Genomic DNA, 11,469 nt, shown 5'->3' on the forward strand with positions numbered 1-11,469 from the left:
TGATGGTTAAAAAAACAAAAAATACTGAAAATACTTTGTGCAAGAACTTCACCTGTACTTTCGAACTTTTGGGGCGTAAATGGAACGGACTAATTATTGAAACATTGCTGATTAGTGGCGCCAAAAGGTTTTTAGAAATATCACGTGCTGTTTCAGGGTGTTCGGATCGGGTGTTAGTTGAGCGCTTAAAAGAGTTAGAGGCTGCAAACATAGTAATTCGTCAAACTTATAAAGATTCCAATTTAATTGAGTATAAATTAACTGAGGCGGGAGAAGCTATGCGACCTATGATGACAGCAATTCATGAATGGTCAGATCAATTCAATAACGTTGCTAACCTGGAAGAACCTGACAGTGCAACAAAATTTTGATATACTAAAGAAGCATACGATGAATGACCCAGTAATTGTATTGATGCCCTCAGCGAACGGTGATTAGTGAAAGACCGTGGCTAAGATACGGTGAAATTCAGTCAGGAGTATTGGTTTAATCGCCAACGGTTGTCTCCGTTATGGACACCAAAGCTGGATTTATCCAGGAATTTGGGTGGTACCACGGTATTTAACGTCCCATGTAGTTCTTTTTTGGAAGAATTACATGGGACTTTTAATTTGTAAAGTATAGGTGACTGGTAAAGATAAAAGTTAATGGTCACAATATTGAAAGGAAAAAATATGGGCTTAATTGAAGATCTTACGGCTTTAAAAAATTCAGCAGTAGAACGAATTAATGATAAAAATGCTGATATTGAGCAATTACGTGTGAAGTTATTAGGAAAAAAGGGTGAGTTAACAGGTTTGCTGAAGGGGATGAAGGATGTCGCCGCAGAAAATCGTAAAATGGTTGGTGAAGTTGGTAATGATGTTCGTCAAACTATCACAGAGTTATTGAAACAAAAAAAACAAGCGCAAGAAGAATATGCTTTAAATCAACAGTTATTGGCAGAAAAAATTGATGTTACTCTGCCGGGTAGCGCGCATCAGGTGGGACAACCACACGTTTTACAACAAATTATTGACGAAATTGAACAACATTTCTTGGGCCTTGGGTTTGAAATAATCGATGATACAGTTGATTCACCAGAAGTTGAGACTGATGAATATAACTTTGAACGTGAAAATTTGCCTAAGGATCATCCTGCTCGCGATATGCAAGATACATTTTACATTACGCCAGAAATTTTATTGCGTACGCAAACATCTCCAGTTCAATCTCGATCGCTTGAAAAACATGATTTTTCAAAGGGACCACTGAAAATGATTGCTCCTGGAAAAGTCTATCGTCGTGACACTGATGATGCCACTCACTCGCATCAGTTCCATCAAGTTGAGGGCATGGTGGTTGGCGAAAATATCACAATGGCTGACTTAAAAGGTACATTGCTTTCCATTATGCAAGAATTATTTGGTGAAAAACATCAAATTCGCATGCGACCTTCTTATTTCCCTTTCACTGAGCCATCTGTGGAGGTAGATGTTTCCTGGAATGAAGTTACACCAGATATGAATCCAGAAGACATTGAGTGGATTGAAGTTCTTGGTGCTGGAATGACACACCCAAATGTGTTAAAAATGGATGGCATTGATCCTGAAAAATATTCAGCTTTCGCCTTCGGCTTAGGACCAGATCGATTTGCTATGTTGAAATATGGCGTAGATGACATCCGCCAATTTTACTTGAATGATGTGCGTTTCTTATCACAATTCAATCGAAAGGGGAACTGATTATGAAAACAAGCTTAACATGGATAAATGAATATTTGGATAATGCAATTGACTTGCACCCAAAATCAGTGAGTGATTTAGCGGAAAAAGTAGAGCGTACAAGTGTAGAAATCGACAGTAATACAACGATTGCTTCAGGGCAAAACGGTCTTGTAGTAGCTAAAATATTATCAGTAATTCCACACCCAGATTCTGACCACATGGTTATTACTCAGGTTGAGGCTGGTGAGCCAGAACCAATACAAATTGTCACAGGAGCGCCTAACGTAGCCGAAGGACAAATGGTTATTTTAGCTAAAGTTGGTGCACATATTATTAACCGTGAAAATGGTGAGCTAATTGAACTAAATGCAGTTAAATTACGTGGAGAATTCTCTTATGGCATGTTAGTTGCACTACAGGAAATTGGCTTCAGTGACAAAATTGCCCCCAAAGCGTTTGAAGCAGGGATTTATGTTTTTAATGAAACTGATGATGTTAAACCTGGAGATGATGCGCTTGTAGCTTTGGGAATGGATGAGCCGGTATTAGATACTGACTTAACGCCTAATCGAGCAGATATGCTATCAATGATCGGTACAGCCTATGAATTTGGGGCGATGTTAAATAAGCCGGTTACTCTGCCATCATTTGAACTGGTCGAGTACGAACAAACAGCAGATAGTCAAGTTTCTGTTCAAATTGATGATCAAGAACTAGTTTCAAAGTATGCGTTGCGCGTTGTAAACAACGTCACTATAAAGGATTCTCCCTTGTGGTTACAAAAGCGCCTGTGGAATGCCGGTATGCGTCCAATCAACAATATCGTTGATATCACTAATTATATGATGTTAACCTATGGGCAACCACTACATGCATTTGATTTGGACAAGTTAAATGGTTCAGATATTTACGTACGCCGTGCGAAAGATGGCGAAAAGTTGGTAACCCTCGATGGTGAAGAGCGATCATTGCGATCCGGTGAAGACATTGTCATTGCTGATGAATCAGAAGGATTGATGTTAGCTGGTGTCATGGGTGGCATGGGTTCTGAAATCGATAATAATACAAAAAATATTGTGATTGAAAGTGCCATATTTAACCCAAGTTTGGTTCGAGCAACTGCAAGACGCCATAATTTGCATTCTGAGGCATCATCACGCTTTGAGCGTGGATTAAACTGGGATGAAACACTTAATGCCTTGGATCATGCAGCTAGTTTAGTAGATGAATTAGCAGACGGTCAAGTAGCACGTGGCCAAATTGTTGCCGCTGATGATGTTCGTAAAGATATCCGATTGTCATTGTCAATACAACGGGTAAATAATATTTTGGGTACATCATTAGAAACAGATGAAATTGCTAACATTTTTGATAAGCTGAACTTTGTTTATGAAAAAAATGATGAAAAAATTGTTGTTGATGTGCCAGCACGTCGTGCTGATATTTCTATTGAGGCCGATTTAATTGAAGAAGTAGCACGTTTGTATGGTTATGATAACTTACCAGTTACATTGCCCTACGGTCCTACAACGTCTGGTAAATTGTCTAGAGAGCAACGTCAAATCCGTGCTAGTCGGCATATTATGGAAAGCTTGGGATTAAATCAAGCAATTTCATATGTGCTAACAACGAGTGAAAAAGCCCAGTTATTTGCTGAAAATAAAGCAGATGGTGTTGTAACATTAAACTATCCTATGAGCTCTGACCGTACAACGGCTCGCCAAAATTTATTAGCAGGATTATTAGATGATGTCAGTTATAATGTGAGCCATTTTGTACCTAACGTTGCGTTATATGAACAAGGTCGAGTGTTCATTGCTAATGAACCTAATGAGCAACCAAAAGAAATTGAGCATATAGCGGGAGTAGTAACTGGTAATTTACAAAAATCATCATGGCAAGAATCTAAGCAAGAAAAAGCCGTTGATTTTTATGATATCAAAGGAATTGTAGAAAATTATTTAGATCAGATTGGTGTCGATAACGTCCGTTATGTTGCGACAGAACGCCATGAAAGTATGCACCCAGGTCAAACGGCTGATATTTATATTGGAGAACAATATGTCGGATTTGTTGGTCAAATTCATCCCAAGATTACAAAAAAGCAAAAATTAGCGCCAGTATTTGGGTTTGAACTTAATTTATTTACTGTATTTAATCATGTGACAGATAGTATTCAATTTAATCCTATTTCACGTTTTCCACAAATTAGTCGAGATGCCGCATTATTAGTTGATCAGGCGACAACCAATAGTGAAATTAGTGCAACAATTGTAGAGACAGCAGGGGAGCACTTAGTTGATGTGACTTTGTTTGATGTTTATACAGGTAACAATCTGCCAGAAAGCAAAAAATCACTTGCTTACACGTTAACTTATCAAGATAGTGATGGCACGTTGCTAGAAACTGATGTGAATTCCGATTTTGAACATATTATGAGTGAATTACAATCTAAATTTAATGTAGAAATACGCTAATTATTTTTCTAATGTTATTTGAGTTGTCATTGTAAATACGATATAATGGGTTGCAGACTATAAAGTTATAGGATAATTTCATGGCAAAAATAATCGTACACGGCGGTAAACGCATACGTGGAGAAGTCACAATTGGTGGCGCTAAAAATTCAACAGTAGCATTAATCCCGGCGGCCATTTTAGCTGATACACCGGTGAAATTTGATACGGTACCACAAATTCTAGATGTTAAAAACCTGCAATTGATTTTGCAAGCAATGAATGTGACGTCTAAGTTTGAAAATGGGGTGTTGGATATTGATCCAACACGCATTGAAGAAAGTGATTTGCCCAGTGGCGCTATTAAGTCATTACGCGCTTCATATTATTTTATGGGTGCATTACTTGGCCGGTTTGGCCGTGCAACAGTGACTTTCCCTGGTGGTGATAATTTAGGCAGACGCCCTATTGATCAGCATATTAAGGGGTTTGAAGCGCTAGGTGCCGTGGTGACTGAAAGCAATGATATTATTCATATTGATGCAACGGATCATGGTCTAATTGGTGCGCGTATCGCTTTAGATACTGTATCTGTCGGTGCTACTATTAATATCGTTTTGGCTGCGGTTCGTGCAAAAGGCCAAACAGTTATTGAAAATGCTGCACGAGAACCTGAAATCATTGATATTGCAACATTTTTGAACAACATGGGCGCTAACATTCGTGGTGCGGGAACAGATACTATTCGTATTGCTGGCGTACCGACTTTGAAGGCACGCAATACGCACACTGTTATTCCTGATCGGATTGAAGCTGGAACATACATGAGTATGGCAGCAGCATATGGGGATGGCGTGACAATAAAAAATGTTATTCCAGAACACTTAGAATCATATACATCAAAACTAATTGAAATGGGTGTTAACCTTGATATTGGTGAAGATGCAGTTCATGTATACAAATCAGATGCATTAAAACCGGTCGCCATCAAAACGATGCCGTACCCTGGTTTTGCTACTGACTTGCAACAACCTATCACTCCTTTACTGCTAATAGCTCAGGGTGAAAGTACTATTATTGATACCATTTATCCAAAACGAGTGAAGCATATTGCTGAATTACGTCGTATGGGTGGTGATATTGCTTCAGCTAAGCCGGGCGAAATTAAAATTAATCAGTCACCGCGCTTGGTTGGTACGGATGTTGAGGCTGCAGAAATTCGCGCAGGAGCAGCATTAGTCATTGCAGCAATTATGGCTGATGGTGAGACGATCATTAACAATGCCGATCATATTTTACGTGGATATGATCGTATTCAAGAGAAGTTAACAAGTTTAGGTGCCGACATTAATATTGAAGGCATCGATCTTATCAATCTAATGCCATAATGTATTGCGTTACGAATTAATATTTGGTATACTAGTTTAGTTAATAACTGACTCTGGGTCACGAGACTCAGGGCGCTAAGGAGAAATGAACAATGCAAGCAGAAATCCACCCAGATTATCGTCAAGTTGTTTTCATTGATGCTTCAACAGGAAAGAAGTTCTTGTCAGCTTCAACTGTAACATCAAATGACACAACTGATTTTGAAGGTAAAGAATATCCAGCAATTCGTATGGATATTACATCTGATTCACACCCATTCTACACAGGTAAGCAAAAGTTTACGCAAGCCGATGGTGCGGTCGACAAGTTCAACAAGAAGTTTGCTGGATTTGGTTTCAAGAACAACGAAGACAAGTAATTGTTCTTTTAGAAGCGTTCACTTTAGTGAACGCTTTTTATGTATGAGGTGAAAATTATCGCACGCACAGTTTTACCAGTAAAATTAAATCAAGAGTTGATCGTTGTCGTCGATGATATTCGGATTGATGGTATGGGTATTGTTTATGTCACAGCAAAGTATCCGTTGTATGTTGCTGATGCATTACCAGGAGAAAAGGTGCATTTACTGGTAACTCAAGTAGACAAATTTTCTGGCTATGCTAAAGTTCTTGATTGGTTGGAAAGTTCAGATAAACGTCAAAATAGTGACCGGCAGTATTTGATTGATGCCGGTACAGCACCATTAGTGAACTTGAAATATGAGGCACAACTTGAACTAAAACAAGCCCAAGTGAAGAGACTGTTTGAAGAACAGCATATTGATGTGTCAGTTGACCGAACGATTGGGATGGACAATCCAACATACTATCGTAATAAGACTATTGTGCCAGTGAAATGGCAGAATGATCATTTGACTAGCGGGTTTTACAAGAGGGGGACTCATGATTTAGTACCCATGGATGATTATTTTGTTAACGATGCAGAAATTGATCAGGCAATTATTGTGGTTCGAAATATTTTGGAGAAGTATGATATCACAGCATTTGATCCTGATTTGGAACGTGGTGCGATTCGTTATATAATGATACGTCGTGGCTATTATTCTCATGAATTAATGGTCGTATTGGTTTCAAACGAAGAAGTCATTTCGCACGAAACAGAAATTATTGCTGATATCCGAAACCAGCTGACAGAATTAAAAAGCTTGATTTTGAACTATAGTCCCAAAAAAGACTACGTTTTGTTAAGTCCAAATAATCGAATACTATGGGGCGAGAAAGCAATTTATGATACTTTGCTTGGGTATGAGTTCATTATTGGTCCTAATTCGTTTTATCAAGTTAATCCGCAAACCACCGAAGTTCTATATGATTTAGCTGCCCAAAAAGCGGATTTGAAGCCGACAGACACTGTTATTGATGCTTACTCAGGTATTGGGACTATTGGAATTAGCGTTGCTAGTCGGGTTAAAAAAGTACTTGGTGTTGAAGTTGTTCCTGGTGCAGTTGCTGATGCACAATTGAATTTACAGGTCAATAATATTTCTAATGCCGAATATATTTTGGCTGATGCACCTGTGCAATTTAAAAAGTGGCAAGAACAAGGTTTGAAGCCAGATGTTGTTTTCGTTGATCCACCGAGACGTGGCTTAACGACTTCTCTCATTAACGGCACAACTGATATGTCACCAGAAAAAATAGTATATATTAGCTGCAATCCAGTAACTTTGAGTCGTGACGCCGTTGAGATTATTGAAAATGGGTATCATATTGATGGTTCGGTCTTACCAGTGGATCAATTTCCACAGACTTCTCACGTCGAAAGTATTACAGTGTTCCGAAAGGATTAAAATGAATTACTCAGTAAAAAAGATAGGTCAGATATTAAATGCGACAACACAAATAGATTCCAAAATAGTTACTGGTGTGTCTTTTGATTCTCGTAAAGTTAAATCTGGAGATTTATTTGTTGCTCTGGTTGCTGAAAACGATGGGCATGATTATGTGCAACAGGCGTTGACAAAAGGGGCCACAGCCGTTTTAGTGGACGACAGGCATCAAATAGATTCAAAAATTCCAGCTATTATTGTATCAGACACATTGTTAGCTCTTCAGCAATTGGGAGAATATCGTCGTCACCAAATTAATCCTAAAGTTGTTGCTATTACTGGTTCAAATGGTAAAACAACAACAAAAGATATGGCTTCGGCAATAATGGGTTCTCAATACAAAACCTTTAAAACACCTGAAAACTTTAACAATGAAATTGGTGTTCCTTTGACGTTGCTCACCATGCCAGATGATACAGAAGTGTTAGTGGTAGAATTAGGTATGGATCGACCTGGTCAATTGACGACATTATCTGAGTTAGTGAGTCCAGACATTGCCATCATTACTATGATTGGAGAGGCGCATATTGAGTTTTTCAAAACACGTGAAAATATCGCTAAGGCAAAACTCGAAATTACTAAAGGTCTCAAATCACAAGGAACATTATTGGTTCCTTACGATGAACCTCTTCTGACAAATGCACAAGTTAAACAAAATGTGCAAACCTTTGGACAAGATATTAAAGATATTAATTCGTCATCCTCCAAGACAATTTTTACTTATCAAAATACTCGATTTGCTATTCCACTGTTGGGTCGGTATAATATAATGAATGCGCTCGCAGCGATTTCAGCGGGTATCTTATTACATATTGAATTAAAAAACGCTGCAGAAGCGCTTCAGCATTTTGATTTGACAAAAAATCGCACAGAACAGCTCACCACATCTCACGGCGTGAACTTAATTAGCGATGTTTATAACTCAAATCCAACGGCTGTTGCTGCTGTCTTAGCAACATTAAAAATTATACCGGCCACACACAAGTATGTTGTGTTGGGTGATATGTTAGAATTAGGCGAACAGGCTGCAAGCTTGCACGCTTGTCTGGCAGAAACGGTGATAAATGCGAATGTTGATGGCGTTTACTTGGTTGGACCATTGATGAATAAATATCTATATCCAATCTTGCAACGACGCTTTGATTCAGCGCACTTGCACCAATATGAAACAGATCAGTTAGCCGAATTAATCAAAGATTTACAGACGTTAGGTGAAAACGGGGACGTGATTTTGTTAAAAGCAAGTCATGGGATTCATCTTGAGAACGTTGTTAACGCATTGGTAAAATAGTTTTATGTGTTGAGGGGCACAAAATGAAACGCAGTCAGAAGCAACAATTTAAGATCAGAAAATGGTCTGTGTTCTTAATATTAGTTTGTACCATGGGATTAGTGTTATGGCCGAATCAGTTGAATAACGGTCAATATACGATTAATCCAATCGTTGATGATAAGTATAGTGCTAACAGTATGTCAGCACTAAAAAGCAATATCTCACCACAAAATAAATTTGCTGAGACATTGGATAAAAAACTTCAGTCGGAAAACTATATAGGTACAGCGCTGATTGTGCACCATAATGAAATTATTTTGCAAAAGGGCTATGGTGAGGCAGATGAAAAAATGCATCGTGATAACGATGCCTCAACACTTTTTCAGCTTGCCTCAATTGAAAAATCCATGACTGCTGTATTAATAATGCAGCAAATAGAATCTGGTAAACTGTCATTTGATACCAAGCTGAGTGATTATTATCCGAATGTGGTGAATGCTAATCGTATTACGATTAGCGATTTAATCACCATGACTAGTGGTTTAAGTCAACGTATTCAACCGACGACATTTGAGTCCGAAGAAGATAACATTGATTTTTCTGCTGTTCATGCTGTTAAAATTGGTGAACCTGGTACTGGAATCGGTTGGTCTTACCAGCCGGTCAATTATCGTTTGTTAGCAGGTATTTTGATGAAGCTCACTAATAAAACGTTTGCCGTATTGTTGAACCAAGTATTCAATAATACTTATCATTTAAATGTGAGAAATTACCAAGATTTCATCAATTCCAAACATCGTTCTATTGGGTATGATAATAGTTACGATAAAGCTTATAGTGAAAATCAAGTGGCATACAACCGTGAAACTGGCACCGGAAATGTTGCCATGACAACTGGAGAATTGTATCACTTTTATCGATTAATGATTGATAAAGTTATCATTAAACATCCCAGTCAGTTATGGCAAACACGAACCGGTGAGACTTATGCTGCTGGAATGTATCACGAGGGGAAATACCTTAATGCTCACGGCATTTTGCCAGGATTTGAACCCACGGTTGTTATAAGAAATAATGGACAAGATGCGGTAATATTGCTTAGTAATCAATATTATAAGAATCACAGTTTTCAACCATTAGCCAGAGAATTATTTACAAAAATGACTGCCATTCCAACAAAGTAATGGCAAACGCGCACAAAGCGCAAGGAGAAAAAATTTTGAAATTTAGTGAATTAGGTTTGTCACAAGACATTTTGGATGCTATTACAACGCATGGATATGTTGAAGCTACACCAATCCAAGAAAAGACAATTCCATTAACATTAGCAGGACGTGATGTAATTGGACAAGCACAAACAGGAACTGGTAAAACAGCAGCATTTGGTTTGCCAATCTTGGAGCACATTGATTTAAATAATAAAAACATTCAAGCATTGATTGTATCACCAACGCGTGAATTAGCAATTCAAACAGCTGAAGAATTAAAAAAGTTGGGACGCGACAAGCGAGTTGATGTACAGGTTGTCTTTGGTGGTGCTGATATTCGCCGTCAGATCCAAAATTTGAAGTCACATCCACAAATCCTAGTTGGTACACCTGGTCGTTTACTTGATCACATTAACCGTAAGACTGTAAAAATTGATAATGTTCGTACATTAGTATTGGATGAAGCTGATGAAATGTTAAATATGGGCTTCTTAGACGATATTGAGGCAATTATTTCAAAGACACCAGCAGAGCGTCAAACACTGTTGTTCTCAGCAACAATGCCACCAGCAATTAAGCGTATTGGTGTCAAGTTCATGACGAACCCTGAACATATTCAAATCGAAGCAAAAGAATTAACAACTGATTTGGTTGATCAATACTTTGTTCGTATGCGCGAAAACGAAAAGTTTGATACTATGACGCGTATCTTTGATGTGCAGGCACCAAAATTGGCGATCGTCTTCGGTCGTACAAAGCGTCGCGTTGAAGAATTATCACGAGGATTAGAAGCACGTGGTTACCACGCTGCTGGTTTGCATGGTGATTTAACACAACAAATGCGTTCACGTGTGTTGGCTCAATTTAAGTCACATGAAATTAATATTTTAGTTGCAACAGACGTTGCTGCACGTGGTTTGGATGTGAAGGACGTATCTCACGTTTATAACTTTGATATTCCGCAAGATCCAGAATCTTATGTTCACCGTATTGGACGTACTGGTCGTGCTGGAGCTAAGGGTGTATCTGTCACTTTCGTTGCACCAAACGAAATGGATTACTTACGTGCTGTTGAAGATTTGACTAAGAAGCGCATGACGCCTCTTGAACCAGCATCTCTAAAGGACGCTCGTATTGGAAAGATTAACAATGCTGCTGGTGAAGTTGCTAAGTTAATTGATACAACTGAGGTTTCAGAAATTCAATCTCAGGTAGATGCGTTGACAGCAAAGTATAGTGCTGAACAATTAGCTGCTGCTGTATTATCTAGCGTTGCTGATTTAGAAAAGCAAAATACACCAGTTGAAATTACTCGTGAACGTCCATTACCACGTCGTAAGGGTGGTAATGGTGGCTCACGCGGTGGTTCACGTAATGGCGGCGGACGTCGTAATGGTGGTGGCGGTGGTTACCGTGGCAATCGCGAACGTCGTGGTAATGGTGACACCCGCGGTAATGATCGCCGTCGAGGCAGTGGCGCTGCTTCTAGCGAACGCCGTTTTGGAGATTACAAGCGTCGTGACGGTCGCTCAACTGAAAGTCGTCGCAACAGTAGTGGCGGATCACGTCGCGAATTTACTGTACGTGAAAAAGATTAATAAATTAAAAT

Annotated in this window: 9 protein-coding genes and 1 other annotated feature; all 9 genes read left to right on the forward strand. The window is 38.8% G+C overall.

The features are described from left to right. The first annotated feature begins 2 nt into the window (after nucleotides 1–2). The 9 genes from LEUM_RS02175 (at nucleotide 3) to cshA (ending at nucleotide 11,458) form a co-directional block, all read left to right on the forward strand. Entirely contained in the window at nucleotides 3–371 is a 369-nt protein-coding gene (locus LEUM_RS02175; RefSeq protein WP_011679293.1) for a winged helix-turn-helix transcriptional regulator, read from the forward strand. Between the two features lie 10 nt (nucleotides 372–381). After that, nucleotides 382–575, forward strand: a binding site (T-box leader). A gap of 99 nt (nucleotides 576–674) precedes the next feature. After that, nucleotides 675–1,724 carry a phenylalanine--tRNA ligase subunit alpha gene (gene pheS / locus LEUM_RS02180; RefSeq protein WP_025267790.1) on the forward strand — a complete coding sequence of 350 codons (1,050 nt, stop codon included), beginning with the start codon at nucleotides 675–677 and terminating at the stop codon, nucleotides 1,722–1,724. A gap of 2 nt (nucleotides 1,725–1,726) precedes the next feature. Continuing rightward, the gene (gene pheT / locus LEUM_RS02185) at nucleotides 1,727–4,183 is read left to right on the forward strand and encodes a phenylalanine--tRNA ligase subunit beta (RefSeq protein WP_011679295.1); all 2,457 of its coding nucleotides are present in this window, start codon (nucleotides 1,727–1,729) and stop codon (nucleotides 4,181–4,183) included. Nucleotides 4,184–4,263: 80 nt separating this feature from the next. Continuing rightward, nucleotides 4,264–5,550, forward strand: coding sequence for a UDP-N-acetylglucosamine 1-carboxyvinyltransferase (locus tag LEUM_RS02190; protein WP_011679296.1), 1,287 nt, complete (start codon nucleotides 4,264–4,266; stop codon nucleotides 5,548–5,550). Nucleotides 5,551–5,642: 92 nt separating this feature from the next. Next, nucleotides 5,643–5,909 (forward strand): type B 50S ribosomal protein L31, encoded by a 267-nt coding sequence (locus tag LEUM_RS02195; RefSeq protein ID WP_004164650.1) that lies wholly within the window; start codon nucleotides 5,643–5,645, stop codon nucleotides 5,907–5,909. A gap of 39 nt (nucleotides 5,910–5,948) precedes the next feature. Beyond that, nucleotides 5,949–7,340 carry a 23S rRNA (uracil(1939)-C(5))-methyltransferase RlmD gene (rlmD, locus tag LEUM_RS02200; protein WP_011679297.1) on the forward strand — a complete coding sequence of 464 codons (1,392 nt, stop codon included), beginning with the start codon at nucleotides 5,949–5,951 and terminating at the stop codon, nucleotides 7,338–7,340. A 1-nt stretch (nucleotide 7,341) separates the two neighbouring features. Then, nucleotides 7,342–8,670 carry a UDP-N-acetylmuramoyl-tripeptide--D-alanyl-D-alanine ligase gene (locus LEUM_RS02205; RefSeq protein ID WP_011679298.1) on the forward strand — a complete coding sequence of 443 codons (1,329 nt, stop codon included), beginning with the start codon at nucleotides 7,342–7,344 and terminating at the stop codon, nucleotides 8,668–8,670. A gap of 23 nt (nucleotides 8,671–8,693) precedes the next feature. Further along, nucleotides 8,694–9,836 (forward strand): serine hydrolase domain-containing protein, encoded by a 1,143-nt coding sequence (locus tag LEUM_RS02210; RefSeq protein ID WP_011679299.1) that lies wholly within the window; start codon nucleotides 8,694–8,696, stop codon nucleotides 9,834–9,836. Nucleotides 9,837–9,871: 35 nt separating this feature from the next. After that, the gene (cshA, locus tag LEUM_RS02215; RefSeq protein ID WP_011679300.1) at nucleotides 9,872–11,458 is read left to right on the forward strand and encodes a degradosome RNA helicase CshA; all 1,587 of its coding nucleotides are present in this window, start codon (nucleotides 9,872–9,874) and stop codon (nucleotides 11,456–11,458) included. The last annotated feature ends 11 nt before the right edge of the window (nucleotides 11,459–11,469 follow it).

Source organism: Leuconostoc mesenteroides subsp. mesenteroides ATCC 8293 (genome assembly GCF_000014445.1).
Taxonomy (GTDB): Bacteria; Bacillota; Bacilli; order Lactobacillales; family Lactobacillaceae; genus Leuconostoc; species Leuconostoc mesenteroides.